Raw genomic sequence first — 26,972 nt, forward strand, 5'->3', positions numbered from 1 at the left:
TCGCGCGCGCGGCTCCTGCTCTGACCCGGCCGCTTTCCTGTCGTCAGAAGCGCTGTGAGAGCCCGACCAGGATATTGAGATCGTCCGCGGCCTCGGTGGCTCCGAAGTTGACGGCGGTGTCGAGCTGCAGGTTCTGCGTTGCCGCATACGTCACGCCGCCACCGAGCGTGACGATGGTCTGAGCGCCGCGCTCGGCACTCCGCTCGACGAACACCTCCGCAAAGAGCCCGATGTGCTCGGTCAGCTCGAACCCCAGCGCCGCCGAATTGACGAAGGCTGGCGCATAGCCGCCGCCGTTCTCGCGACGCAGGATGTCGGCCTCGGTCATCAGGGCGAGATCGAAACCGCCGCCGAGATCGATGGCGAAGGGTACGATCACGCCGCCCTCGATATCGTCGTTGAGATCCGCACGCGTGCCCGCCGGCAGCTTGACGAATGGCATGACGGCGAGCGCGGTCGCCCCGCCATCGTTGCCCCAGACGTTGTGCTTCAGGCGCACTGCGACGTCGCCGGAGCCGCGATCCCGCTCATCGAGGCCGGCAGCTCTCGTGCGCACGCGACCGAAGGTGTCGTAGCCGATCTGGAGATCGGTGCGGTTCGTCAGGCCGACCTTGAGATTGAACGGCACCACGTCGAGCGTGCGTGTGGTGATGCCGTCCGCCTTGTCGCGGGTATAGGCCACGAGGTCCATCTCGATCTGGAAACGGCCTGCATCGACCGTATAGGGGCTCTCGGTCTTGTCGGGACGGTCGGTCGCCAAGTCGCGGAGGTGGGCGTCGGGCGTCGGCCGAAGGAGCGAATAGGCGCTCTTGTCTGCGGCGGTGGCGGTCGCGGGCGGCGCGATCAATAGCGCCGCGCAGGCCGCTCTTCGCGCGTTCGTCGCACACCGCATCCCTGGCCCCTCAGCTCTAGTTGCGAATTATTCCTAGTATTTGATCGCATGGGTTCCCGGGTGGCGCAAGCCTTATTGCGAATGGATTGCAACTGAGTTCGCATGCGTGCTGGATCGGCCACGGCGTTCCTCGGGAGCGGCGGCAAGCCTCGATGAGTCTGACAAGGCCGGCGGTGACCCGTGGTGTCCCCGGGGGGACAACTTTCGGGATCGCGCGGCCTGCCGTAGGTCAGCGCCGCGCGGCGAACGGTCCAAACGACGGCTTTCGCCTTGAAGTCGGCCGTTCGGCGTGCTGACTGGCGCAGCCTCTAGAGCAGCCCGAAGAAGAGCGTCGCCACCATGGTCCTGCGCCCCGGCCCTCACGTCTGGACGATTGCGTTCGCGGCCCTCGTGCCGCTGGTGGCAGGCGTGGTTCGGCCGGCCGCCGCACCCACGGGCGATCCCGCCGTCGGGCTCGAGCCCGGCGAGGACATGCCAGGCGGCGCGGCGACCTCGCGCGAAAACGTCACGGATCGTGACGCGTTCTCCCATTTCTCGCACGGCATCGGCTTCGAGGGCGAAGCGCGCTTCAAGGTCGGCAACGCGATCTTCCGCAAGCTGTGGGTCGCAGCGCCCTCCTCCACGAAGGCCTCCGACGGGCTCGGGCCGCTCTATAACGCGCGCGGATGCCAGAACTGCCACTTGAAGGACGGCCGCGGACGGCCCCCGCTCGCCAACTGGCCGGACGAGACCGCCGTCTCGATGTTCCTCAGGCTCTCCATTCCGCCGGAGACGGACGAGCAGAAGCGGCTCCTCGCCGAGCGGCGCGTGAACACCATCCCCGATCCCGTGTACGGCGAGCAGCTGCAGAACATCGCCATCCAGGGCCACGACGGCGAAGGGCAGATGCATATCGCCTATTCGGACGTGCCGGTAACGCTCGCGGGCGGCGAGACCGTGACGCTCAGGGAGCCCGCCTACTCGGTGACCGATCTCAAGTACGGACCGCTCAGCCCCCACGTCATGCTCTCTCCGCGCATCGCGCCGCCGATGATCGGGCTCGGGCTCGTCGAGGCCATCCCCGAGGCGGACATCCGCGCGCGCGCCGATCCGGATGATGCCGACGGCGACGGCATCTCCGGACGCGTCAACGAGGTCTGGTCGCTCTCGCAGGACAAAGTGATGCTCGGACGGTTCGGATGGAAGGCGGGCGTGCCCACCATCCTCGATCAATCAGCGGCGGCGGCGGCCGGCGACATGGGTCTTTCCACCCCGCTGGTGCCGAAGCCGTCCGGCGATTGCACAGATGCGCAGACGGCGTGCCTTGCGGCACCGAACGGAAACTCGGAGCGCGCCGGCGGGTTCGAGCTTCCCGGCGACCTGCTCGATCTCGTGTCATTCTATTCCCACAACCTCGCGGTGCCGGCCCGGCGCGGAGCGTCGGATGCGACCGTGCTCAAGGGCAAGGCGTTGTTCCACGCGTCGGGATGCGCGGCCTGCCACACGCCGTCGTTCATGACCGGAGACGCGCCTGGACAGCCGCATCTCAGCCGACAGAAGATCTGGCCCTATAGCGATTTCCTGCTGCACGACATGGGCGAGGGGCTGGCGGACGGACGGCCCGAAGGGGACGCGGACGGACGCGAGTGGCGCACCGCGCCGCTGTGGGGCGTCGGGCTCACCAAGACGGTGAGCGATCATACGTTCCTTCTGCACGACGGGCGGGCGCGGAACGTCGAGGAAGCCATCCTGTGGCATGGCGGAGAGGCACAGGGCGCGCGCGATGCCTATGCCGCGCTCAGCGCCGAGGAGCGCGCAGCGCTGGTGGCGTTCGTCAACTCGCTGTGAGGGCGGCGCGCGATCACGGGCGCGTGCGCGGCGGGGTCCAGCCGTAGAGCCAGTCGTAGCTCTTCATGAAGCGGTCGGGCGGGATCTGCGCCAACGCCGTGTTGCGCAGGGACGCCAGCGGGCCGCCGAGATGGTAGATCATGCCGTTCATCCGCGACATGCGGGCCACGCGGCGCACGCGGGATCGCCGGGCGGCGGCGTACGCCTCGAGCGCGCGCGCGGGATGGCCCGGATCGGCGGCGAGCGCATCGGCTGCCACCATGGCATCCTCCAGCGCCATCACGCCGCCCTGCGCCAGGAACGGCAGCACGGGATGGGCGGCATCGCCGACCAGCGCCAGCCGTCCCTGCGCCGTGCGGGGGGCGTGCGGCAGCGTCATCAGCGACCAGCGCCGCCAAGCATCCGGCCGCGCAAGCAGCTCACGCAAGAGCGGGGCGAAGCCTGCCGCCCGACCCGAGACCCAGGCGGGATCGCACGCCGCACTCCAGTCCGAGGCGACGCGGCGATCGTCGAAGATCGCGACCAGCGCCACGGCGTGTCCGGCGCTCACGGAATAATGCACCACGTGCACGTCGGAACCGAGCCAGAGGTGCACTTCGGTGCGATGCAGCTCGTCGGGAACGTCGTCGATCGGCAGCACCGCGCGAACGGCGCACTTGCCAGAATAGACGGGACCGTCACCAGAAAACACGCGGCCACGCAGAACCGACCACGCGCCGTCGGCCGCGATCAGCGCGTCGCCCGGCGCCTCATCGGCATTCGCCGACGTGGCCGTGACCCTGCCGTCAGGCGCCTCATCCACGGCCGTGACGTCGAAGCCCATCCGGATCCGGATCAGCGGCTGGCGCTCGGCGGCCGTCAGCAAGGCGTTATGGAGGTCGCGCCGGTGCGCCACCCAGTAGGGCGCGCCGTGGCGCTCCGCCATCCAGCGGCCCAGGGGAAAGGTTGCCAGCGGGCGGGCGGTCGCCGCATCCAGAATGCGCAGGGCGTCCGGCGCCGTGACGCGCGCCCTGAGACCGTCCGCTACGCCGAGCGCTTCAAGGATGCGCGTGCCGTTGGGGCCGATCTGGATGCCGGCACCATCCTCGCCGAACAGGAGCCGCCTTTCGAGCACGGACGAGGCGATGCCGCGCCGGGCGAGCGCCAGCGCCGTCGCCAAGCCACCGATGCCGCCGCCCGCGACGAGCACCTTCTCGAGGCTCGATAACTGGAAAGGCGGAGATGAAACGGCCATGTTCCGCCGCCGCGCGCGCCTCTATGCCGCTTCGTCTGTCAAGGAAACCAGGCAATCGCGCGGGTCGCTCTCACCGGCCTCGAGGCGCGGATCGTGGACGTAGAGCGTCGAGCAGTAGGGGCACAGGATCTGACTGTCGGCACCCATGTCGAGAAACACGTGCGGGTGATCGAAGGGCGGGCGGGCGCCCATGCACTGAAGCTCCTTCACGCCGACGAAAATCTTCTCGGCGCCGACGTCGTTGGCAAAATGGGGTGTCGCTACGCTCGCCATGGGCGTGCCTCATCCGTTCGTTCAAAGCGGTAAATGCTCGCCGCACCATAGCGATGGCGGCGGCGAAATGGTAGGCGTTCAATCATCGCAGCGCTCCGGCTTTGCCGTGCGCAACCGCGGCCCATGGGCACCGGTTTCCGGCCACCCCGGCCGGGCCCCGTTCGCCCCCTTACCGAAGCGCACCCGACATGCATCCGCGACCGCCCCAGCAGACCTTCAATTCCGACGGCGTCGCGATCGCGTATTTCGACCAGCCGGCGCCCGAGCCGGACGCGGAGCCGGTGCTCCTGATCCACGGGTTCGCGTCCAATGCGGCGGTCAACTGGGTCGATACCGGATGGGTCGCCGCGCTCGCGGCCGCCGGCTATCGGGTCGTGGCGTTCGACAACCGCGGACACGGTGAGAGCGAGAAGCTCTACCGGCTCGAGGATTACGGCGCTCCGCTCATGGCGGAGGATGCCCGCCGTCTGCTCGATCACCTCGCCATCCGGCGTGCGCACGTCATCGGCTATTCGATGGGCGCGCGCATCGCCGCGTTCCTGGCGCTGGCGCATCCCGAGCGCGTCGCGAGCCTCGTGTTCGGCGGTCTCGGGATCAACATGGTGCGCGGAATGGCGGGGACGGGCCCGATCGCGCATGCTCTCGAAGCACCCAGCGCGGACGACGTGAAGAGCCAGGCGGCGCGCACTTTCCGCGTGTTCGCCGAGCAGACCCGGAGCGATCTCAAGGCGCTGGCGGCCTGCATCCGCTCCGCCCGGGCGCCGATCACGGCCGAGGCCGTGGCCTCGCTCACGCCTCCGGTGCTGGTCGCGGTCGGCGATCGCGATGTCGTCGGCGGCTCGGCGGGCGAGCTCGCCGCGCTCATTCCGGGGGCTCGCGCTTTCGTGATCGCCGGGCGCGAGCACATGAAGGCGGTCGGCGATCCGACCTTCAAGGCCGCCGCGCAGGACTTCCTCGCGCGCCATCGTCTCTGACCACCCGGCCCGGGCGGCGAAGCCGGCGCGCATCAGATGTCATTGGAAGGAAGGGAGCGGCGGTAGAACGGAAGGGCCCCGGTGGGACGGAAGGTGCTCGTCGAGGGAACATCGTGGGGGATGCCGAGCGAGCAGCTTCGTCCGCGGGCCGGGGCCTCGACGCACGACAGGGTTCGACGCCGTACGCATCACACTGTCCGTCGCAGCGACCCGGCGCATCCACTGAGAGGGAAGGGATGCCACCGCCGGGCATTGCTCGGTTCGGCGTCTCGAACACTGAACAGTTGAATTGTAGCAGACACTCAAATCGTTGGCGTACGCATTCCTCCACCGAATCTCTGTTCTCTGTGGATAACCGTCGCGCTCCCGTCGGAAAACGGTCACGGGCGCGTCCAACAGGCGCCGCATGGCCGGCTGCAAACCGCCGCGAAGGGCTGAGAAAGATGGTCCGCCGGAGGATGGGACATTCACGGTCCGTTAGCCTTAACCCGCCTAATGTCCTAGCGTCATGCGTTTCAGTCGCGTTCTCGTGTTGCCGGCCCTGGTGCCGGCCCTGATCTCCGGATGCAGCTCCGGGCCCAATTTCGTCGCCAAGCTCGAACCTTGGCGGGCGCAGGAAGAGAATGCCTGCCTGCAATCCGGCGTGCTCGCTCACACCACCTTCGCCGCCAGCCGATCCGCTCTCGGCGGACCCAGCGTCTGCGGGACGGAACGCCCCTTCGAGCTTTCCGCCGTCAACGACGGCCGCGTCTCGATCAAGCCCGCGGCGCTGCTGCGCTGCCCCATGATCCCACAGGTCGAACGATGGATCCGCGAAAGCGTAACGCCCGCGGCGCGCTACTATCTCGGCTCGGAGATCGTCGAGGTGTCGATCGCGGGATCCTATGCGTGCCGGCCGATGAACCATGTGTCCGGGGCCAAGCTTTCCGAGCACGGCTATGCCAACGCGCTCGACGTCTCGGGCTTCACGCTGGCGGACGGCCGCAAGATCTCGGTCAAGCGCGACTGGAACGGCGCGGAGGTCAACCAGGCTTATCTGCGTGCCGTCCACCGCGGGGCCTGCCAGTATTTCACGACGGTGCTCGGGCCCGACCATGACCGGGCGCACAACGACCATTTCCATCTCGACCTCGCGCGGCACGGCAAGGACGGGCTCAAGCGCATCTGCAAATAGGCGGCGTGCAAATCTCGCGCCCGCGCTCAGCCTTTGCGCCGCGCGGACCGTCCGGCCGTCTCCGGCCCCTCGAAGGTGCAGCGCGCCGGAGCCACCACCTTCCACACGAGGCCGCCCGGCGCGTAATCGATGTCGACCGTCGCATCGAGCGACTTCTCGACCATGGCGACCATGATCGTGTAGCCGAAACCGCGCCGCTCGGGCGGTTTGACGGGCGGCCCCTCCGTCTCCGTCCAGACCAGTACGAACTCCCGTTCCTCGCCCGACCTCTGCATGCGCCACGAGACGCAAAGGCGGCCGTTGGAATCGGACAGGGCGCCGTATTTGCTGGCGTTGGTGGCGAGCTCGTGGAGCGCCATGCCGATCGCCTGAGCGGCGGGCGGCTGCAGGCGAACGGGCGGACCCGAGATCTCGATGCGGGTGCCGATCAGCTCACGGAAGAGGGCGAGCTGCGAGCGGACCAGATCGGCGACGCGCACGCCTTGCCAGTTGCTTTCGATCAGCAGATCCTGGCTTGCGGCCAGCCCGACGATACGGTCGGAGAACTGGCGCACGAACTGCTTGGGATCGTTGGACGGCATCTGGCGCGCGATGGCCTGCACCACGGCCAGCATGTTCTTCGACCTGTGGTTGACCTCGCGCATCAGGAGGAGGATCTGCTGCTCGGCCTGGGCACGCAGCTCGGCGGCCTCGACGAGGGCGGTGCCGATGGCGTTCGCCTCGCTGACGAGCGTGGGCTTGAACTCCACCGGACGGCCTTCGCCGAGCGCCTTTGCGGCCTCCTCCGCCATATCGAGAGGCCGGGTGATGACGCGGGCCACGCCGACGGCGCCGGCGACGCCGACACAGGTGAAGGCCGCAACGATGAGCACGTAGTTGAGGAGCGCGTCGCGGGCGGCTGCATCGACGAGGGCTGCGGGAACCGACACGTACACCGTCCAGCCCGTCACCCTGGACGGGGCCGTCTCCCACTTCACGTCGCGGCCCTCGAGATCCTTGCCCTGCTCTCCGCGCTCCCGACTTCTAGCGTCGGTCAGCGTCTTGCCGACGAACCCCTCCTGAAGCCCGGTGCGAGCGATGACGATGCTCTCGCGGTCGGCGATGGTGGCCCGCCATTCCTGGGGCAGCTTCTGCCGGTCCAGCAGCTCCTTCATGAGCTGCGGCTCGAGCGATAGCGAGAGCACGTAAAGCAACTTGTTGTTGCGCAGCACCGGCACGTTGACCGACATCACCGCCTTCTTGGCAACTTTGCCGAGCACGACGTTCGAGACGTACGGGCTTTTCTCGGCGAGCATATGCTCGTCCAGATCGGTGACGGGCAGCGTCGATCCGTAGGGCACGCGCGTATTGAAGAGCTGCTGACCGCTCTTGTCGCGGAGAAACGCGTAGAGGCCGCGCGAACTCAGCGCCGCCTCGGCTTGCCGATACACGGTCGCTATATCGTCCTCGCCAAGGGCCGGCGTCGTCGCGAGCGACTCGAGAATGGCGATATAGCCGTTCAGCGTCTGATCGAGATCAGCGGCGATCCGTTCGGCCGTCAGGCGCGCCTCGCTTGAGAGCCTAGCCCGCTCCGACATCATAAGCCGGGCCGCCTCCACGCCCAGGAGAGCCAGCAGCGGCACCGCAAGCGCAATGATGGACAGGGCCAACAGAAACGAAACGGGCCACGGCGGGCGAAGGGAGAAGGATCGTTCCATTCCGTCGTGGCCATCCAAACCGGGGCTCGGGCCTGCCGGTTGTCCCGACGGCTCCTGCAAGACAGGCGGGATACTGGACCATGTACCGCCCGTTGTGAACAGACGCGAAGGCCCGCAGGAGGGCGGTAGCCTCCCGCCGGAAACGCCGCTGGACCGCTGCGGGAGACCTTATTCGGCAGGCATCTCCATACCCGTTCGGACCACCTGCTCGGTGAGCTTGGGGGAGCAATGCTCAATGAAGCGGAATGCGTAACCCCGCAAATAGGTTCCGCGCCGCACCGCGATGCGCGACGTGTTCGCCTCGAACAGATGGTCGGCGTCGATCAGGCGCAACTGGAGGTCTCGCGCCGGATCAAAGGCGTGGGAGGCGACGATGCCGATGCCAAGCCCTAGCCCGACGTAGGCCTTGATCACGTCAGCATCAAGGGCGGAGAGCACGATGTCCGGCACGATGCCGGCGTTGTGGAACGCCGTATCGATCGTGGAGCGGCCGGTGAAGCCTTCGCTGTAGGTGATGATCGGCAGATCGGCCAATGCCTCGAACGCCAGCTTATTCTTGGTGTCGAGGGGATGGCCTTTCGGCACGACGACGCCATGATGCCACGAATAATACGGAAATGCAGCGAGCTCCGGCACGTCGTGCAGGGCCTCGCTGGCGATGCCGATGTCCGCCTTGCCGCTGCGCAGCATCGAGACGATCTCGCCGGGGCTCGCCTCGTGCAGCACGAGGTTGACCTTCGGGAACTCCTTCTTGAATGCAGTCACGACCGGCGGCAGGGCGTAGCAGGCCTGCGTATGGGTCGTGGCGACGACGAGCTGGCCTTTGTCCTTGTTCGAGAACTGCTCGCCGAGCTTCTTGATGTTCTGCGTGTCGAGCAGGATGCGCTCGACGATGCCGATCAGCTCCTGTCCCGGCTCGGTGAGACCCAGGAGCCGCTTTCCACGGCGGACGAACAGCTCGACGCCGAGCTCGTCCTCGAGGTCCTTGATGTGCTTCGACACGCCGGACTGGGACGTGTGAAGGGCGCCGGCCACGTCGGTCAGGTTGAAGTTGCGCTTGACCGTCTCGCGGACGATGCGCAGTTGCTGGAAGTTCATCTGGAATACCCGCGGTCGCGAAAGGACGGGCAGCCGCAGCCACCCTGGGGATATGAAGGGAAGGCACCCGGAACGCCACCGGGGACCCTGAACGCAGGGGCGCATCGACACCGCTGCATACGTACGATGAAACGCCCTTCCGCGTTACGCCCTTTCGCGCGCTCTCTGCCGTCGATCATCATCTCAATCCGGTCGTTCGAGGTTCCGGCTGTCGCCTGTCGCCGAACCGTCTCCCTCTCACGTGTCGCCAAACAGGCTCAGGCGCCTGCTCCTGATGCGAACGCGCTCTCCCGTCGCAAGACCGAGGGTCGCCAGGTCATTGGGCGTCACCTCGACCTCGAAATAGTCCTTCCTGCCCCCGCGGGCATCCCCGTTCGCGATCAGCTCGACGCGCGTGACGGCACCGCTCGTCAGGATCCTGTTGACCTTCGCGGCGACGCCCTCTCCGGATCCGTCCGTGACGATCTCGGTCTCATGCGGCCGGGCGAAGGCGACCACCGGGCTGCCCTCGCTCAAGTCGGAGCGACCGTGCGCCAGCAGATCGTCGCCGACGCGCACATAGCCGCCTTCGACGCGTCCGCGGAACTCGTTGACGGTGCCGATGAAGCCGCAGGCGAACGACGTCGCCGGCTCGTTGTAGATCTCGCGCGGGGAGCCGATCTGCTCGATGCGCCCCTTGTTCATCAGCACGATGCGGTCGGCGACCTCGAGCGCCTCCTCCTGGTCGTGGGTCACGAACACAGAGGAAATGTGCAGCTCGTCGTGGAGGCGGCGCAGCCAGCGGCGCAGCTCCTTCCGCACCTTGGCATCGAGCGCGCCGAACGGCTCGTCGAGGAGCAGCACCTGCGGCTCGACGGCAAGCGCGCGGGCGAGCGCGATGCGCTGGCGCTGGCCGCCCGAGAGCTGCGAGGGGAAGCGGTCGGCCAGCCAGTCGAGCTGCACGAGCTCGAGGAGACGCAGCACCCTGGAGCGGATCTCCTTCTCCGACGGACGCTCGGACCTCGGCTTGACGCGCAAGCCGAAGGCGACGTTCTCGAACACGGTCATGTGACGGAACAGGGCGTAATGCTGGAAGACGAATCCGACATGACGCTCGCGCACATGCTTGCGGGAGGCATCCTCGCCCGAGAGGATGACCGAGCCCTCGTCGGCATAGTCGAGGCCGGCGATGATGCGCAGCAAGGTGGTCTTTCCGCATCCCGACGGCCCGAGAAGAGCGATCAGCTCGCCGCGCGGAAGATCGAGAGAGATATCGTCCAGCGCCTTGAACGCGCCGAAGGACTTCGAGACGTTGCGGACCTCGATGCTCACGACGCCTTCTCCTCGGTAACGAGACCCGTCCGCCATTCGATGCCGATCTTGATGGCGAGCGTTACGAGCGCCAGCAGCGCAAGCAGCGACGCCACAGCGAAGGCGGCCGCGAACTGATATTCATTATATAGGATTTCCACATGCAGCGGCATGGTGTTCGTCTCGCCGCGAATGTGGCCCGAGACGACCGAGACGGCACCGAACTCGCCCATGGCGCGCGCGTTGCAGAGGATCACGCCGTAGAGCAGCGCCCATTTGATGTTGGGCAGCGTGACGCGCCAGAACGTCTGCCATCCCGACGCGCCGAGCGTGACGGCGGCTTCCTCCTCATCCCTGCCCTGGGCCTGCATCAACGCAATGAGCTCGCGCGCGACGAAGGGGAAGGTGACGAAAATCGTCGCCAGAACGATGCCCGGCACGGCGAAGATGATCTTGATGTCGTGCTCCGAGAGCCATGGCCCGATCCAGCCCTGGGCGCCGAAGATCAGCACGTAGACGAAGCCGGCGACGACGGGGGAGACCGAGAACGGGAGGTCGATGAAGGTGACGAGGACATGCTTGCCCGGAAAGTCGAACTTGGCGATGGCCCATGCGGCCGCGACGCCGAAGACCAGATTGAGCGGCACCGCGATGGCGGCCGCGAGCAGCGTGAGCCTTATGGCCGCGAGCGCGTCCGGCTCGACCAGGGCGGCGATGTAGGCCTCCCAGCCCTTGCGGAACGCCTCGGCGAACACGGCAACCAGCGGCAGAACCAGAAAGAGCGCGAAGTACGTCAGCCCGATCGCGAGCAGCGTATATTTCGCATAGGGCCGGTCGCGCGTGGCGACGTTGGCCTCGAAGCGGGTTGCAGACCCCGAGTGGGGCGCAAGGCGTGCCGCCGCGCCTGCCATCAGACGGTCCTCCCCGTGCGCCGTGCGGTCCACGCCTGCAGGCCGTTGATCACGAGCAGCAGGGCGAAGGACACGATCAGCATTACGGATGCGACCGCGGTGGCGCCCTCGTAGTCGTATTGCTCGAGCTTGGTGATGATCATCAGCGGCGTGATCTCCGAGACGAACGGGATGTTGCCGGCGATGAAGATCACCGAGCCGTATTCGCCGACGGCGCGGGCGAATGCCAAGGCGAAGCCGGTCAGAAGCGCGGGCAGGAGTGCGGGAAACACCACGCGGCGGAACGTCTGGAGGCGGTTCGCGCCGAGGCTCGCGGCCGCCTCCTCGAACTCCGCGTCGAGATCCTCGATGATCGGCTGCACCGTTCTCACGATGAAGGGCAGCCCGATGAACGTCAGCGCGACCAGGATGCCCAAGGGCGTGAACGCGACGCGGATGCCCATCGGCTCCAGGAGCTGGCCAACCCAACCGTTCCTGGCGTAGATCGCCGTCAGCGCGATGCCGGCAACGGCGGTGGGAAGCGCGAACGGAAGATCGATCAAAGCGTCCACCAGCTTCCTGCCGGGGAAGGTGTAGCGAACCAGGCTCCAGGCCAGGATCAGACCGAAGACGACGTTGATGGCTGCGGCGAGCAGCGAGGCGCCGAAGCTCAGCCGATAGGAGGCGAGGACCCGGGGCGAGGTGGCGGCGTCGAAAAACGCCTGCCATCCCATTCCGGCCGACTTGATGAAGACGGCCGACAGCGGGATCAGAACGATCAGCGACAGATAGGCGAGCGTGAACCCGAGCGACAGCCCGAATCCGGGCAGAACTCTCTCAGCGCGTGCGTAAGCCATGTCCTCCGCGTCCCGGTCAGTGCGCAATCGTCAGGGCGACAACCACGGCAAGGGAACACAGAAGAGCCGTCCAGGAGATGAGCGTCTCGATATGTGTCAGTTTCGATGGCACGGTCGTTTCTCCGGAACTCATGCTCGCACCCTACGGCCGCGCCTTTCGAACCAAAACGAAGAAGAACTTCGATCCTTATTCGAATTCGTGAAATAGAGGGGGCCGGTGAGGCGGTCCGATCACGACAAGGGCCGCCCCAAGGGGCGGCCCTTCCGCAATCCGATAGATGAGAGACGCGCGGGATCAGAACTTGATGATGGCCCCCGTCTGCACAAGATCGAGATCTTCGAGTGGGACGCCGGCGAGTGCGCCGGTGCTGTTCTGACGTAGCGTCAGATCGCCCTCCACATGGCGATAGGAGAGATAAAGGACCATCGACGCCGCATCGAGCCCCTGAGCGAAGCCGAACCCGTAGACTTCGACGTCGCTGCTGAAAATGGACGCGGACGAGGAGAAGGGATTGAGCGGATCGGGAGACGAGGCGCTCGTTCCGTTGATGCTGCGGGCGATGCCGCCGCCGTCATAATCGTAATACTCGCCGTAGACGGTGGTCTTGCCGAGCGAGAAGAACTTCTTCTCGATGCCCGCCTGGATCGCCCAGAAGTGCGACGTGTCGTCCGGCTTGTTGGCGGCCGCGGCAGAGAACGCCGGGGTCGTTAGCAGAACGTCGTCCTTCACCCGGCCGGCACCGACGTTCACGAAGAGACCTGTCGCCTGGTGCAGGACGCTTACCGAGCCACCGAGGTGACGGCAATCCTCATCCTTGGACAGGCCGGTGCCGCGAGCCGGGCATTCGTGCTTCGTTTCCGGGCCATCGGTGATCTGCAGGTATCCGATACCGGCCGCGACCTCGAAACCGCCGATCTCGCCCGCATAGCGGAGCGCCGCATCCCAATAATCGTCCCCGCCCCAGGACGCCGACGCCGAGAAGCCGGCAAAGGTCGGGCTTTCGTATTTCACCGAGTCCTGACGGCGGTCGCCGTCACCGGGCTGGTCGCCGGAGTCGATCAGGAGGCGACGCCACGACAGCGTCGAGAGATCGCCGGTGACGCTCGACCGCAGGTACAGGCCGAGGCCCGTATCCTCCACGTCGGAATACTTGGCGAAATCGCGGGTCTGCGTGAGGTTGGACTCGGTGATCGCATCCGTGGCGGCCGCCTGCGTGCCGACCGAGACCGCGCCGTACGACTTGCTCTTCAGATACCAATAGCTGTCGCGCAGATCGAGCCCGACATCGTTCGGGTTGTCGTTGCCCGTGGGATTGCTCTGCGTGAAGCGTTTCGAGTTCGCCGTGCGGATGCCGATCTCGATGCGGTAGCCCGCCTCCCAATCGGCATCGATCTTCGCCTTGCCGCGGAAGCCGACGCGCGTACGGGCGTTATCGTTGGTGACGACGTAGGCATTGTCCTCGAAGCCGTCATCCCAGTAGATGATTGATTGATTGATCTGACCGTAGACCTCGAGCGAAAGTTTGCGGTTGCCTTTGCGGGCCGTCGTCGCCTCGAGCTCCGCAATCCGCTCCTCGAGGTCTGCGCAGCAATCTCCCCCGAGATCGGCTGCGAACGACGGCGCCCAGCTTGTCGTGACGAGGAGGCCGGCCGCGATCGCGGCCACCCCTCCGGTCCGTCCCAAATGTCCCCCAACCATGCGACCTTCTCCGTTATGCTCGACGGAAACTCCGTCATAGCGAGTTGAGATTTAATAGATTTTCTTTGTTTTCTACGAAGGCTCACGTCTGGAGCCTTCGTCCTGTCGCAATGAGAAATCGTGACTGCGTTCCACGCTCTTTGGCAACAAAGCCGCGCGCGTTATCCGCCGCCGTGGCCGTCCTGCGACCGGGGCTCAGCTCTTCGAGCTGTAGATCTGGTCGAAGGTGCCACCGTCCTTGAAGTGCTCCTCGTAGGCTTTGGTCCAGCCGCCGAAAGCCTCGTCGATGGTGAACAGCGTTACCGGCACGAGCTGCGCCTTGTACTTTTCAGCGAACTTCGGGTTACGCGGGCGATAGAAGTTTCGGCCGGCAATATCCTGGCCCTCGTCGCTGTAAAGATAGTCGAGGTATGCCTCAGCCACCTTGCGCGTGCCGTGCTTGTCGACGTTCTTGTCGACGACCGCGACGGTCGGCTCGGCCAGGATCGACAGAGAGGGAATCACGATCTCGAACTTGTCGGGGCCAAGCTCCTTGATGGCCAGGTGAGCCTCGTTCTCCCACGAAATGAACACATCACCCACGCCACGCTCGACAAACGTCGTGGTCGAGCCGCGCGCGCCGCTGTCGAGCACCGCCACGTTCCTGTAGAGGTTGGCGACGAACTCCTTGGCCTTCTCCGCGCCGCCGTATTTCTGGTCGGCATAGTGCCAGGCGGCCAGGTAGTTCCATTGGGCGCCGCCCGAGGTCTTGGGGTTCGGCGTGATGATCGAGACGCCGGGCTTGGCGAGATCGTCCCAGTCTTTGATGGACTTCGGATTCCCCTTGCGCACCAGGAAGACGATGGTCGAGGTGTAAGGGGCCGAGTTGTCCTTGAGACGGCTCTGCCAGCCCTCGTTGATCAGACCGCCTTTCTTGCTCACCGCATCGACATCGCGGGCGAGCGCGAGCGTCACCACGTCGGCTCCGAGGCCGTCGATCACGGCGCGCGCCTGCTTTCCGGAGCCGCCGTGCGACTGCTTGATGGTGACGTCCTCGCCGGTCTTCTCCTTCCAATGCTTGGCGAAAGCGGCATTGAACTCGACATAGAGCTCACGGGTCGGGTCATAGGACACGTTCAGGAGCTCGGCCGCGGACGCGGCGGCAGAGAGCCCGGCGAGGCTCACCGAAAGGCTGAGCGCCAGCGCGGTGCGGCGGGTGAAACGGGCGATCGACATGAGACATTCCTCTTCAGCAGGCTTGACTGAATCGACACGGTAAGCATCCGCCCTGCGGGGGCGAACCAAGAAGAAATGCAGAGCTTATGAACGCCTCCGGCACATACTGGCCGGTCAAAGCCGCCCGATCCGGATTTCCGGAGCACCATCCCCCGCCCTCAGGACTGGAAACTCCCGTTGGCCGCGCGGGATCCATCGCAGAAGGCGGGCTATGCCATCCGGATGCAATGCTTCTCAGGTCTTGTTGTTTGACGGCCGTCGGGAAGACGCGTCTTGATGAGGCTGCGACGCGATTGTGCGCCGCCGCGGTGATTTCGAGGTTCGCTTGCGCCGCGTCATCAAACGCTAAGGAGCAGCCGCATGATGGTTTCCCCTTCCATGCCGGCCGCCTCGGCGCCCCGCGCCGAGCCGGCCCGCCACCTGTCCTTCCTCTCGCGCCGGTGTTGTTGTCGCTGATGCGACAGCGGGCCTGCCGCCCGCCCTGCAACCCATTCAGCTTCTGTGCGTTGAGCCCGCCTATACGCGGGAGAAGGATCCATCCATGTCAGACGCATTCGTCATCGAAGTCGCCGACGAGACCGCCGGTATCGTCGTTCGCCTGGGCAACGAGAAGAGCTTCCGCTTCCACGCCTCCCTGCCGCGCTATTTTCCGCTCGACGGGAAGGCCTTCGCGACCCCCCGGGACGCCGAGCGCGCCGCACTCGCGCAAATCGGCCGTCCCGGACGGCAGAAAGCAAGGGCCGCCTGAGAGCGCCCCGACCGCGCGGATGCCTGCCGCGCGGTCGGGTGCCCTGCGGGCTTTTGCGTCCGGTTTTTCCCGCCCCTGCCCCCCGCAAGCATGAAAACGAGGCCTCGCCTCTTCTTTTTTTCCGGCACAAAGAAAGAGCCCATGCGCCGCGCGCGCTTCGAAAAAGCCGTTTTTATTCCCTGAGGGTGCCTTTCCGCCCGCCCGTCTCGCGAATTTTGCCATTATTTGGCCCGAGGTTTCGCGGCGGCTTCTCTCTCGTCCGCGGAGATCTCGGGGGCTTCAGTGCATCTTTCGCGCCCATCTCGCGTTGCCAAGGCAGCGCTCCTCTTGGCTGCAACCGGCGTGCTCGGTGCCGGCGCGCCCACACGTGCTGCGGCCGGAGACTGCGAAACCAAAGCCGGCGTCGCGGTGCTGTCGTCGCCTCTCGCGCCACGGGCAGGGGCTCCCTTGCGCGTCGTCTTCACCGCCGAGCAGCCGGTCGACGGCGAACTTCAGCTCATTGCGCCGGACGGAACCGTTTCGGCCAGATCCGCAGAGCGGCGCGGGGGGCCGCCCTATTCCTGGTTCGCCGAGGTCGAGACACCGGGCGCGGGCATCTGGAAAGCGACCCTGACGCGAAGCGGTGCACCGGCCGACTGCGCCACGCTCACGCACGAGATCGAAGTGCGCCGCAAGCAGGCGGCCGCGCCGCGACAGGCCCAGGGCAGCGTGTGGCCCGTCCGGCTTGCCTGGAACCGGGAGACGGAAAACCTCTACTCCGCCTGGATCGAGAAGCTGTTCGATGCGCCTCTCGACGAGTCGCCGTCGTGGAAGGCTCTGCACGACGTTCTGCGCGACCGCTCGCGCAACGTGCTCTTCAATCACCTTGCGCTCGGCGAGGACGAGAAAGGGCTCGTCATCCGACCCGACTGCGCCGACCTCCCCTATTTCCTGCGCGCATATTTCGCCTTCAAGATGGGCTTGCCGTTCGGCTACTCGAAGTGCACGCGCGGCAGCGGCGGGCGGGCGCCGAAATGCACCCAGTGGTGGAACATCCAGAAGGAGGAGCCGCCTCCGGCGCCACCGCCTTCGCAGGAGGTCGTCGCCTCCAGCGGCAGCCTGTTCGCGATCTTCGATTCCGCGCCGGCCGCGACGCCGTCTGCGGCCGCAGCACCGAAGCTCCCTCAGAGGCCGCAAGGGCTCGTCCCCGGGTTCGGCTACTATATGCGCACCACGATCGCCAACAGCGTCCATTCCGGCAATGGCCGGACGGCGGCCGCGGACGACAACACCGATTACTATCCCGTGGCGCTCACTGAGACCGCGCTGCGCCCCGGAACCATCTATGCCGATCCTTACGGGCACGTGCTCGTCCTGACGCGGCGCATCGCGCAGACGGACGGATCGGCCGGCGTGTTTCTCGCCGTCGACGGACAGCCGGACGGCACGGTCGCGCGCAAGCGGTTCTGGCGCGGCAACTTCCTGTTCGCGCAGAACCCGGCGCTCGGCAGTCCCGGCTTCAAGCGCTTCCGGCCGGTCGTGCGCGGCAAGAGCGGCCTCCGGCAACTGACCAACGCCGAGATCGCAAAGAACCCCGAGTACGGCGATTTCTCGCTCGATCAGTCGAAGCTCGGGATCGAAGACTTCTATGACCGCATGGACGATGTGCTGTCGCCGGCGCCGCTCGATCCCGAACGGGCCATGAAAGAGGCGATCACCGCGCTCGACGAGCAGGTGACCGCGCGCGTGACGTCGGTCGAGAACGGCCGCAAATACCAGAACGACGGAGGCCGGGAGGTCGCCATTCCCGACGGCGCCTCGATCTTCGAGACGACGGGGGCGTGGGAGGATTTCGCGACGCCCTCGCGGGATCTGCGTCTCCTGATCGCCATCGACGTGGTGCGCGGATTTCCCGATCGCGTGGCGCGTCGGCCCGAGCGCTACGCGATGCCCAAGGATGAGAGCGTCGCAGACGTCAAGGCCCGGCTCGACAGCGTGCTCGCAGCGGAGCTTGCGGCGCGCAAGTTTTCCTACACGCGCAGCGACGGCTCGCAATGGGAACTCGCGCTCAAGGATGTCGTCGCGCGCACGCCCGCCCTCGAGATGGCTTACAATATCAACGACTGCGTCGAGCTTCGCTGGGGCGCGACGGAGGGGAGCGACGAGGTCGCGACGTGCAAGCGGCGCGCGCCCGAAGCGCAACGCAAGAAGATGGCTTCGGATTACCGCGCCTGGTTTGCCGAGCGGCGGCGCCCCCCGCGTCCGTAAGGACACTCGGAGCGGCGCGCGGCCGAGGCCAAGCCATGAGGTCTTTGGTGCGGACGGTGGGACTCGAACCCACACGACGTTGCCGTCTCAGGATTTTAAGTCCTGTGTGTCTACCGGTTCCACCACGTCCGCGAGTGTGGGCTCTCCAGGGCGCCCGGGCGGGCCTTTATGCGCCGGGGCGGGCTGCGGCTCAAGCCGCTTGCGTCAAGTGCGAACCTCGCCGCCGCCCGGAGCCGAAGAGTTGGGTCCACCGTGGCGGATGGCGGCTCTCAGCAGAATGAAAAGCATCCACCCGTTGAGACCGTGCCACAGGAAATGACTGCCACGGAGGTGGCCGCCAAAGCGGCTCAGCTCGCATAGCTCGAGATCCAGCGTGCGGACGGTCATCGACATCAGGAAAATGACGGACGCCAGCGCCATCGCACGACCCGCCGGATGGGCTGCGAGCACGACGGCAGCCCCTACCAGCGCGAGCAATGCCGGCGCGTATGCGACCGTCCCGTTCAGGCAGCGCGCGCCGGAGCGCGCCGTGATCGGCAGAAGCTCGCCGTAGCTGCACTGGATCGTGCCCGCGTATCGAGCCGCGGCGTAGAACGCCACCACGCCGAGCCCCACAACGATCCAATGGAGGCCCATGAAGCGGCGCAGCACGAACGCGACATAGGCCACCATGAACAGCGCGATCGGAACCGTGTCGGCCAGCAAAGCCCACCGCGTCGCATAGGTGTGGAAGAGGAAGCTGCCGATGCCGATCACAAACGTAAGCCCGACCAGGGCCGCAGCGGCGGCGGGGCTGCGCCGCTCCGGTGGCAGCGCGGCATACTCTTTCGCCGCGGCCAGGGCCGCAATGACGAACGCCGCGTTGCTCACCGCATTGAGCGGCTCAGCCCAGAATGCGGGGTCGTGGCCGCGCTCGCAGTAGAGATAGATCTTCTCGCCGAGGCTCATGCGCTTCCATCCGGCGCGCCAGACGTCGCGGACGGGCTCAATTCTCGGCGCGCCGGTCCGTGGCGGACGGAGGCGGAGCGCTGCCGGCCGCCTTCAGCATCAGCGTGCGCAACTCGGTCGGATCGTCGAGATCGATCGTGTGCGGATACTCGGGCTCCTTGCCGACGGCATCCTTCATCACATCGCCTTCCGCCGTATAGAAAATCGTGCGCGGAACATACGTGCCATCGGGAGAGAACGCGCCGTTGGCGTCAGGGTCCTTATCGACATCGACGAGGATCATGACGAAGTGCTTCGACGCGGCGACGACCCCCGGATCCTTCCAGACCGCGCGGTAACGCTTGCAGGAGCTGCACCAGGACGCGTGAAAGAGCATGACGACGGGCTTGCCGCTGCGGCTCGCCTCGCGAATGCCCGGGCCCACGTCGCGCCAGGCGATCTCTGCGCCGTTCCACAGCTCCGCCATGTCCGGCTCGCGCGCCGACAGGGGATCGAGCAGCGGGTCGCTCGCCAGGAGCACCAGGGCGAGGCCGGCGGCGGCGAGAGGGGCGGCGGCATAGCGGAGAAAGAGGCGGGCGCGGTTCAGCATCAGAGTTCTCTCCTTGCTCGATGGGTCTTTTTCCCGCGTCCCGGCCACCGACGCAAGATCATGCGCGCCTCACGCGCCGGCACCGATCGGCTTTAACGACTCGGCGACGTTGTTTGCACAAATGTTGCAGCTGCCAGCTCGATCCATTCCTGAGCCGCCGCTGCGCGTCCCCGACCGCACCTGCTGCCCGGAGCGCGCGCCGTGCGTGCGGAAAAAAGAGCGTCCCTTCTCTTGACGGCCCGCCGATCTTCTCCCACATATGTTAATGTGATAAACATTCACATGAGGGGCAGCGTATGCGCGACATGGTTCTGAAGCTCGACGAGATGGGCCGGCCAGCATGGCTCGGCCTCATGGTGATCAGTTTCATTCTCTTCTGGCCGCTGGGACTGGCCGTCCTGGCTTTTCTTCTCTGGAGTGGACGCATGGGACATGGATGGGGTTGTTGCAGCGCCGGCGATCGTTCACGCTGGAAACAGCGGTTCGCGGAAAAATGGGAGCGCCACGGGGCCGAAAGATGGCGCGGCGGCTTCTCCTCGTCGGGCAACCGGGCTTTCGACGAGTACCGGGAGGAAACGCTGAAGCGGCTCGAGGACGAGCAGCGGGAGTTCCGTGAGTTTCTCGAGCGCCTCCGCCTTGCCAAGGACCGCGCCGAGTTCGACCAGTTCATGACCGAACGCAAGAGCCGGCCCGCAGATGAGGCGTCCGGTCGGAGCGGCCCCGACGACGCGGCACCTCCGCCACACGGCTGACGAGCAGCATTCGAACCACACCACATGCGGGCCGGCTTTTCCCAGGAAGAGCCGGCCTCTGTTTTGGGATCACTGGAGGGTTTCCGTTTCAGGTGAAACAGCGGTTTGTATGCGGATGCGTGTCTGGACTCCGGCCTTCGCCGGAGTGACGTTGAGTTAGACTGCCACACGGCATCATGGCGGAGCCATGCTCTGCATAGACGGCCGGGATCGAGACATGCCGATTGCGCGCACGGCCATGCTTCCACCCAAGCCGGACAGAGCCTAGCGAAACGCCTTGTCGAGATGCAGGGCCTGGTCCAGGCCCTTCACGGTGTCGAGCCCCTTCACACCCGCCAGGTTGGCGCCGTCGAAGTCTGCGCCGGTCACGTCGGCTCCTGAGAGATTGGCGCCCGAGAAGTCCACCTGCGACAGGTCCGCTTCGACCAGCCTGGCGCCCGTCAGGTCGGCGCCGACCATGCTCGAGAACGTGAGGACGCTCCGCGTGAGATCGGCCTCGCGCAACGTCGCTCCCGAAAAATCACAGGATTTCAGGACATTCTTGGCCAGCGTGACGAGCGTGCCCTGGCCGGGCCGGGCCTCGAGGGGGCTGAAGTCTGCGCGCGTCAGGTCGGCGCCGCGGAAGTCCGCGCCCGAGAGATCCGCCTGCACGCGAATGCCCGTGAGGTCCGCGCCGGCGAAGCGAGGCGCATCGGCGTGGTCGTTCTGCATGTCGGAGTAGACGGTTGGGCGGAAGATCGTGGCGCCGCTGAGGTTGGCGCCCGAGAGGTCCGCCCGGATCAACACGGCGCGGTCCAGTCGCGTGTTGGAGATGTCCGCGCCCCGGAGATCGGAGCCGGTGAGATCGACGCCGTACAGATCCGAGCGCGCGAGCGTGGCCTGCTTGAAGTCCAGGCCGGAGAGATCGAGATACGTGAAATCGTGGCCGGCATAATCGAGATGATCGCCGGGCTTGGCGTTGAAAAGCTGCAGGGTGATCTCGCGCGCAGTGAAGTCCGCATCCGGAGACACGTTCTCACGCGCCTCCTCCGCCACTGCCGGCGCGGCGAGGCTCATCAGTCCGCACAACACTATCTGCCGCAGAAAAGCAGCCGCCATGACCCGTTGTCCCGCCGCAGCCCGCCAGCCGCGGCGCATAATTGTAGATGATTCTTATTCCGAAGCCTGAGTTCAAGGGGCCGGACCAGATGTCACGCCGCGCCGACGCCGCCGCCGGTCGGTGTCGAGATCAGAACCGCATCGCCCGGCCCGAGCGTGGCGCTCGCGGCTCCGGGCAACTCCTCCGTCCTGCCGTCGCGGCGCCGGATGGCGTTGCGGCCCGTCTCCCCCGGCGCGCCGCCCGCAAGCCCGAACGGCCTTATCTTGCGGAAGCCCGACAGGATCGCGCAGCGCATGGGCTCCAGGAAGCGGATGACGCGCAGCGTCCCGTCGCCGCTCTTCCAGCGGCCCTTGCCCCCCGAGCCGCGGCGGATGGAAAACCTTTCTAGGATAACGGGATAGCGGCTCTCCAGGACCTCCGGATCGGTCAATCGCGTGTTCGTCATGTGGACGTGCACGGCCGCTGCACCGTCGAAGCCGTTGCCCTCGCTGTCGAAGCCGGCCGGGGCGCCGGAGCAGATGGTCTCGTAGTACTGCACGCGGTCGTTGCCGAAGGTCAGGTTGTTCATGGTGCCCTGTGCGGAGCCCAGCACGCCCAAGGCCGCAAACAGCGCGTTGGTCATGACCTGGCTGGTCTCGACGTTGCCCGCGACGACGGCGGCCGGATAGGCGGGCTTCAGCATGGAGCCGTCCGGGATCACGATCTCGATGGGGCGCAGGCAGCCGGCATTGAGCGGGATCGGCGCGTCGAGCAGGACGCGGACGACATAGAGCACGGCGGCGCGGGCGACGGGCTCCGGCGCGTTGACGTTGGTCGGCTGCTGCGGCGAGGTGCCGGTGAAATCCACTTTGGCCGTACGGCGTGCGCGGTCGATGGTGACGGCAACCTCGATCGCCCAGCCGCCGTCGGTCTCGGCGCGGAAATGCCCGTCCCTCAAGCCGCCGATGAGACGGCGCACGGCCTCCTCGGCGTTGGTTTGCACATGCGCCATGTAGCTCGCGACGACGTCGGTGCCGAACTCGCCGACGAGGCGCAGCAGCTCGGATCGTCCGCGCGCGTTGGCGGCGACCTGCGCCTTGAGGTCGGCGATGTTCTGCGCCGGGTTGCGCGCCGGATAACGCGCGCCCGTCAGCAGCGCCAATGTCTCGGCCTCAAGGAAGCGGCCTTCGCGCACGAGCGGCACGCAGTCGATGTAGACGCCTTCCTGCTCGATGGTCGTGGCGTCGGGGCTCATGGAGCCGGGCGCGGTGCCGCCGATGTCGGCGTGGTGGCCGCGGCTCGCGACGTAAAACGCGGGCTTTGCCGCGCCGTCGAGGAAGACCGGCGTGACGACGGTGATGTCCGGGAGATGCGTGCCGCCGGCGTAGGGCGCGTTCAGCATGTCGACGTCGCCGGGCCTGAGGTCCGCGCCGCGCTCGCGGATCACGGTCTCGACGGCGCTCTCCATGCTGCCGAGATGGACCGGCACGTGCGGCGCGTTGGCGACCAGATGCCCCTCGCCGTCGAACACCGCGCAGGAGAAGTCGAGCCGCTCCTTGATGTTCACGGATTGCGCTGTCGCTCGCAGTGCCTCGCCCATCTCCTCGGCGATCCCCATGAAGAGACTGCCGAACACCTCGAGCAGCACGGGATCGGCCTCAAGGCCCACGGTTTCGCGTGCCTTCGCGGCGATGCGCGTCAACACGAGGTCGCCACGCGGCGTCATCATGGAGGACCAGCCGGGCTCGACGACGACGGTCTGGTTGGCCTCGATGATGAGGGCCGGGCCGGCGACGACCTGGCCGGCCGCGAGGGCATCGCGCTGCCAGACGCCGGCCTCGTGCCAAGCGCCTTGCGAGTAGAAGCGCGTCTCTGCGACCGCCTCGGCGGGCGCACCATCGGTGCCTCTCGGGGTCTCCGCCGGCTCGTCGCCGCGGGCTTCCGCCTCCACCTCGACAACGGCAATGACGACGCGCTTTTCCGGCGATGTGAAACCGAAGCGCTGGAGGTGCGCGGCCTCGAAGGCGCGCCGGAGGTCGGCTACCGGAGAGCCGCCTTCGTCCGCATCCACTTCTCCGACGCTCCCCGGAGCGGAGTCGGGAAAAGAGACTGGCAGCGCGACCTCTGTCGCCTCGTAGCGCAGGTGAAGCCGGGCCGTCGTACGCATGCGCTCGAGAGACGCGCCCTCTGCCGCGAGCTCGTCGGCGGCCTCCCCGCGCATCGCCTCGGCGAGCGTTCGGGCCGCCGCCACGCCGAGCGCGTCGAGCGGCCTCTCGAGGGACCGCTCGCGGCTCGCGCGGAGCGCGGAGAGGCCGATCCCGTAGGCGGAGAGAAGCCCGGACAACGGGTGGATCAGGATCTCCCGCATGCCGAGCGTATCGGCCATCAGGCAGACGTGCTGGCCCGCTGCCGACCCGAACCCATTCAGGGCGTAGCCTGTGAGGTCGTAGCCGCGCGCGACGGAGATCTTCTTCACCGCTTTCGCCATGTTCTCGACGGCGATGCGGATGGCGCCGTCCGCCACCTCCGCTGCCGTGCGGCCGCCGCCGATGCGGTGAGCGAGCTCGGCAAAGGCCCGACGCGGCGCGTCCGCATCGATGGGCTCTTCGCCGCTGGCACCGAACACGCGCGGCAGGAACGCGGGGTCGAGCTTGCCGAGCACGACGTTGGCGTCCGTCACGGTGAGCGGCCCGCCGCGGCGGTAGCACATGGGCCCCGGATCGGAGCCGGCGCTCTCGGGGCCGACCTGGAGGCGCGCGCCGTCATAGGTCAGGATCGAGCCGCCGCCCGCGGCGACGGTGTGAATGTTCAGCATCGGCACGCAGAGGCGCACGCCCGCGACCTCGGTCTCGAAGCTCCGCTCATAGCTGCCCGCGACGTGGGCGACGTCCGTCGAGGTGCCGCCCATGTCGAAGCCGATGACGCGGCCGAACCCGGCGCGCCGCGCGGTCTCGGCCATGCCGACGACGCCGCCTGCCGGACCGGACAGGATGGCGTCGCGGCCGCGGAAGTGCGCCCGCGTCCGCAAGCCTCCGGACGACGCCATGAACGTGAGGCGCGTTTCGAGATCGCGCGCGAAGGCGGCCGCCACGCCGTCGGTGTAGCGGCGAAGCACGGGCGAGAGATACGCGTCGGCGATGGTCGTATCGCCGCGCGGCACGATCTTGATCAGCGGCGCCACCTCGTGGCTCACGGAGACCTGGGTGAAGCCGGCCTCACGCGCGAGCGCCGCCGCCTCGCGCTCGTGCTCCGGGAAGGCGTAGGCGTGCATGAAGACGATGGCGAGGCTCGTAAAGCCGTCGCGGCGGGCGGCGGCGAGGTCGGCGGCGAGGCGGGCGCCATTGAGCGGCGTCTCGACCGTGCCGTCCGCGCGCACGCGCTCGACAGCGCCGATCACGCGCTCATAGAGCCTGTCGGGCTTCACGACGCGGCGCGCGAAAATGTCGGGCCGCGCCTGGGTGCCGATCTCGAGCTGATCCTCGAGGCCGCCGGTGATGACGAGCACCGTCGGCTCGCCCTTGCGCTCGAGCAGTGCGTTGGTCGCAACCGTGGTGCCGATCTTCACCGCACGGATCCGATGGGCCGGAATCGGAGCATCCGGCGCGAGGCCCAGCACCCGGCGTATGCCGGCGATGGCCGCATCGTCGTAGAGCCCCGGGGCGACGGAGAGCAGCTTCAGCGCCGAGAGGCGGCCTTCGGGGGAGACGGCGACGATATCGGTGAACGTGCCGCCGCGGTCGATCCAGAACTGCCAGCCACCCTGTCCGTCGCCCATTGCGCCGCTCCTTCGTCCCGCGTGGCTATCGACGCACCTCTCCGGCGTCAATCGCCATCATGAAATTTACTCCATGTGCTTCATCCCGCGTCCGGAAACGGCTATGGATTGCCTCATGCCCCTCGATTGCATCTCCAATTTCATCGAGTCCGCCAAGGACCGGAGTCCGCGCGCGCGGCTCGCGGATTTCGCCGGCCGCTGGTGGCCGGCGCTCGGCGCTGCCCTGCGTCCGAAGCCGGCCCACCAGACGGCCGCCTTCTCGGCTGCGGTCGTCGCACTCGCCGCGAAGATGGCCAAGGCCGACGGCGTCGCGGTGCGCGTCGAGTGCCAGACGTTCGAGCGCTTCTTCGAGCCCCAACCCGACGAGCTTCACCGCATCCGCAGCCTCTATGCGCTCGCGAGCCAGGACACGGCCGGCTTCGAGTCCTACGCCGAGAGCATCGCGCGCATGCTCAAGGACGAGCCGGACCTCAAGGTCAACGTGCTCGAGTGCCTGCTGACGATCGCCTGCGCCGACGGCATCCTGCATCCGGCGGAAGACGCGTTTCTGAGGCGCGTCGCCACGGCGTTCGGCCTCTCGCGCGAAGCGTTCCAAAAGATCCGCGCGCCGTTCGTGCGCGATCCGGACGACCCCTACGACGTGCTGGGCCTCACGCCGGCGGCCTCGCACCAGGAGATCCGCTCGCGCTATATCGAGCTCGTGCAGCGCTTCCATCCCGACCGCCTCACGGCGCGCGGGGCGCAGGCGGCGCTCGTCAAGGCCGCGACCGTCAAGCTCGCGGCGATCAACGCCGCCTATGAGGCGCTCACAAACGGACGACGCGTGCAGGGAGAGAGCGCGTGAGCCTCGATCTCATCACGCGGCCCGACAGCGTCCTGGTCGCGGATCTCCACCCCTCGCCCAATATCGAGCCGCGCAAGCCCGGCTACACGCCCTCGATCCTGATCCTGCACTACACGGGACTGCCCACCGTCGCGCGTGCGATCGAGGTCCTGGCGCGGCCTGCGTGCAAGGTCTCGTGCCACTACGTGATCGACGACGGCGGTCGCATCACGCAAATGGTGGCCGAGGACATGCGCGCCTGGCATGCGGGCGTTTCCTACTGGGCAGGGGAGACCGACATCAACTCGGCATCGATCGGGATCGAGATCCAGAACCCGGGACACATGCTCGGCTATCCCGACTTTCCCCGCGCCCAGATGCGGGCGGTGGCGGCGCTCGCCCGTGAGATCGCGCGGCGGCACGCCATCGCGCCCGAGCGTGTGCTCGCCCACTCCGACGTGGCGCCGGGGCGCAAGATCGATCCGGGCGAGAAATTCGACTGGGCGTGGCTCGCCCGCGAAGGGGTCGGTCGCTGGATAAGCCCGGCACCGCTCGATGACGGCGACGAGGGCCTGGCGCTCGGCAGCCGCGGCCCCGAGGTCGCCAGGGCGCGCGCCTTGCTCGGTGCCTACGGCTACAAGGTCGATCCCGAGGGGGCGTTCGACCCCGATCTGCAGACGGTGCTCAGCGCCTTTCAACTCCATTTCCGCCAGGCGTGCTGCGACGGACGGCTCGACCGCTCGACGCTCGACACCCTGTCGCGCCTTCAAGCGACCGGTCTCAAAGATGACTGGATCGCATGATTAATCGTGATAATTAGTTTTAAGACGTAAACGGCTTCGTCGGTGGCTTTCCCGTACATTCCGTATTGCGCGTCGACCTCCGACAGGGC

At 67.0% G+C, this 26,972-nt stretch carries 22 protein-coding genes and 1 tRNA gene; 8 read left to right on the forward strand and 15 right to left on the reverse strand.

Features of this window, described 5'->3' with window-relative positions; all coding sequences use genetic code 11:
- Positions 1–43 precede the first annotated feature (43 nt).
- Positions 44–892: a transporter gene (locus V7082_RS02980; RefSeq protein ID WP_334146134.1), complete on the reverse strand. Its 849-nt coding sequence runs from the start codon at positions 890–892 to the stop codon at positions 44–46.
- Positions 893–1,231: 339 nt separating this feature from the next.
- Here V7082_RS02980 and V7082_RS02985 point away from each other — a divergent pair, with 339 nt between their 5' ends.
- Positions 1,232–2,719 (forward strand): di-heme oxidoreductase family protein, encoded by a 1,488-nt coding sequence (locus V7082_RS02985; protein ID WP_334146135.1) that lies wholly within the window; start codon positions 1,232–1,234, stop codon positions 2,717–2,719.
- A 13-nt stretch (positions 2,720–2,732) separates the two neighbouring features.
- Here the strand turns inward: V7082_RS02985 and V7082_RS02990 are convergent, their stop codons facing one another.
- Positions 2,733–3,953, reverse strand: coding sequence for an FAD-dependent monooxygenase (locus V7082_RS02990; protein WP_334146136.1), 1,221 nt, complete (start codon positions 3,951–3,953; stop codon positions 2,733–2,735).
- Positions 3,954–3,974: 21 nt separating this feature from the next.
- Complete coding sequence (locus V7082_RS02995) at positions 3,975–4,226, reverse strand: zinc-finger domain-containing protein (protein ID WP_334146137.1); 252 nt, start codon at positions 4,224–4,226, stop codon at positions 3,975–3,977.
- A 188-nt stretch (positions 4,227–4,414) separates the two neighbouring features.
- Here V7082_RS02995 and V7082_RS03000 point away from each other — a divergent pair, with 188 nt between their 5' ends.
- Together V7082_RS03000 and V7082_RS03005 are read left to right on the forward strand one after the other, a co-directional pair.
- Positions 4,415–5,200, forward strand: coding sequence for an alpha/beta fold hydrolase (locus tag V7082_RS03000; RefSeq protein ID WP_334146138.1), 786 nt, complete (start codon positions 4,415–4,417; stop codon positions 5,198–5,200).
- A 508-nt stretch (positions 5,201–5,708) separates the two neighbouring features.
- The gene (locus V7082_RS03005; protein WP_334146139.1) at positions 5,709–6,374 is read left to right on the forward strand and encodes an extensin-like domain-containing protein; all 666 of its coding nucleotides are present in this window, start codon (positions 5,709–5,711) and stop codon (positions 6,372–6,374) included.
- 26 nt (positions 6,375–6,400) lie between these two features.
- Here V7082_RS03005 and V7082_RS03010 read toward each other — a convergent pair whose 3' ends face one another.
- The 7 genes from V7082_RS03010 to V7082_RS03040 all read right to left on the reverse strand — a co-directional run bounded on the left by V7082_RS03010 (position 6,401) and on the right by V7082_RS03040 (position 15,120).
- The gene (locus V7082_RS03010) at positions 6,401–8,071 is read right to left on the reverse strand and encodes an HWE histidine kinase domain-containing protein (protein ID WP_334146140.1); all 1,671 of its coding nucleotides are present in this window, start codon (positions 8,069–8,071) and stop codon (positions 6,401–6,403) included.
- Positions 8,072–8,239: 168 nt separating this feature from the next.
- Positions 8,240–9,169, reverse strand: a complete 930-nt coding sequence (locus tag V7082_RS03015) for a CysB family HTH-type transcriptional regulator (RefSeq protein WP_334146141.1) — start codon at positions 9,167–9,169, stop codon at positions 8,240–8,242.
- A 237-nt stretch (positions 9,170–9,406) separates the two neighbouring features.
- Positions 9,407–10,480 carry a sulfate/molybdate ABC transporter ATP-binding protein gene (locus V7082_RS03020; protein ID WP_334146142.1) on the reverse strand — a complete coding sequence of 358 codons (1,074 nt, stop codon included), beginning with the start codon at positions 10,478–10,480 and terminating at the stop codon, positions 9,407–9,409.
- Positions 10,477–11,370: a sulfate ABC transporter permease subunit CysW gene (cysW, locus tag V7082_RS03025; RefSeq protein WP_334146143.1), complete on the reverse strand. Its 894-nt coding sequence runs from the start codon at positions 11,368–11,370 to the stop codon at positions 10,477–10,479. Before cysW ends, V7082_RS03020 begins: the two co-directional genes overlap by 4 nt.
- Complete coding sequence (gene cysT / locus V7082_RS03030; RefSeq protein ID WP_334146144.1) at positions 11,370–12,206, reverse strand: sulfate ABC transporter permease subunit CysT; 837 nt, start codon at positions 12,204–12,206, stop codon at positions 11,370–11,372. The genes cysW and cysT overlap by 1 nt, the downstream gene beginning before the upstream one ends.
- A gap of 295 nt (positions 12,207–12,501) precedes the next feature.
- On the reverse strand, positions 12,502–13,905 hold the full coding sequence (locus V7082_RS03035; protein WP_334146145.1) for a porin: 1,404 nt from the start codon (positions 13,903–13,905) through the stop codon (positions 12,502–12,504).
- 195 nt (positions 13,906–14,100) lie between these two features.
- A complete protein-coding gene (locus V7082_RS03040) occupies positions 14,101–15,120 on the reverse strand; it encodes a sulfate ABC transporter substrate-binding protein (RefSeq protein WP_334146146.1) in 1,020 nt (339 codons plus the stop codon).
- A gap of 541 nt (positions 15,121–15,661) precedes the next feature.
- Here V7082_RS03040 and V7082_RS03045 point away from each other — a divergent pair.
- Entirely contained in the window at positions 15,662–15,868 is a 207-nt protein-coding gene (locus V7082_RS03045) for a hypothetical protein (RefSeq protein WP_334146147.1), read from the forward strand.
- A 327-nt stretch (positions 15,869–16,195) separates the two neighbouring features.
- Positions 16,196–18,115: a hypothetical protein gene (locus V7082_RS03050; protein ID WP_334146148.1), complete on the forward strand. Its 1,920-nt coding sequence runs from the start codon at positions 16,196–16,198 to the stop codon at positions 18,113–18,115.
- Between the two features lie 45 nt (positions 18,116–18,160).
- Here V7082_RS03050 and V7082_RS03055 read toward each other — a convergent pair.
- From V7082_RS03055 to V7082_RS03065, 3 genes are all read right to left on the reverse strand, one after another.
- Positions 18,161–18,247 (reverse strand) — tRNA-Leu (locus V7082_RS03055).
- Between the two features lie 72 nt (positions 18,248–18,319).
- Positions 18,320–19,063: a ceramidase domain-containing protein gene (locus V7082_RS03060; RefSeq protein ID WP_334146149.1), complete on the reverse strand. Its 744-nt coding sequence runs from the start codon at positions 19,061–19,063 to the stop codon at positions 18,320–18,322.
- A gap of 37 nt (positions 19,064–19,100) precedes the next feature.
- Positions 19,101–19,652, reverse strand: coding sequence for a thioredoxin family protein (locus V7082_RS03065; protein WP_334146150.1), 552 nt, complete (start codon positions 19,650–19,652; stop codon positions 19,101–19,103).
- Positions 19,653–19,948: 296 nt separating this feature from the next.
- Here V7082_RS03065 and V7082_RS03070 point away from each other — a divergent pair, with 296 nt between their 5' ends.
- A complete protein-coding gene (locus V7082_RS03070; protein WP_334146151.1) occupies positions 19,949–20,404 on the forward strand; it encodes a DUF2852 domain-containing protein in 456 nt (151 codons plus the stop codon).
- Positions 20,405–20,668: 264 nt separating this feature from the next.
- Here the strand turns inward: V7082_RS03070 and V7082_RS03075 are convergent, their stop codons facing one another.
- Both V7082_RS03075 and V7082_RS03080 read right to left on the reverse strand, forming a co-directional pair.
- The gene (locus V7082_RS03075; RefSeq protein ID WP_334146152.1) at positions 20,669–21,502 is read right to left on the reverse strand and encodes a pentapeptide repeat-containing protein; all 834 of its coding nucleotides are present in this window, start codon (positions 21,500–21,502) and stop codon (positions 20,669–20,671) included.
- Positions 21,503–21,594: 92 nt separating this feature from the next.
- A complete protein-coding gene (locus tag V7082_RS03080; RefSeq protein WP_334146153.1) occupies positions 21,595–25,257 on the reverse strand; it encodes a hydantoinase B/oxoprolinase family protein in 3,663 nt (1,220 codons plus the stop codon).
- A 115-nt stretch (positions 25,258–25,372) separates the two neighbouring features.
- Here V7082_RS03080 and V7082_RS03085 point away from each other — a divergent pair, with 115 nt between their 5' ends.
- Positions 25,373–26,101 carry a TerB family tellurite resistance protein gene (locus V7082_RS03085; RefSeq protein WP_334146154.1) on the forward strand — a complete coding sequence of 243 codons (729 nt, stop codon included), beginning with the start codon at positions 25,373–25,375 and terminating at the stop codon, positions 26,099–26,101.
- Positions 26,098–26,883, forward strand: coding sequence for an N-acetylmuramoyl-L-alanine amidase (locus V7082_RS03090; protein WP_334146155.1), 786 nt, complete (start codon positions 26,098–26,100; stop codon positions 26,881–26,883). Before V7082_RS03085 ends, V7082_RS03090 begins: the two co-directional genes overlap by 4 nt.
- The last annotated feature ends 89 nt before the right edge of the window (positions 26,884–26,972 follow it).

It is taken from the genome of Hyphomicrobium sp. (genome assembly GCF_036833075.1).
In the GTDB taxonomy this organism is placed as follows: domain Bacteria; phylum Pseudomonadota; class Alphaproteobacteria; order Rhizobiales; family Hyphomicrobiaceae; genus Hyphomicrobium_C.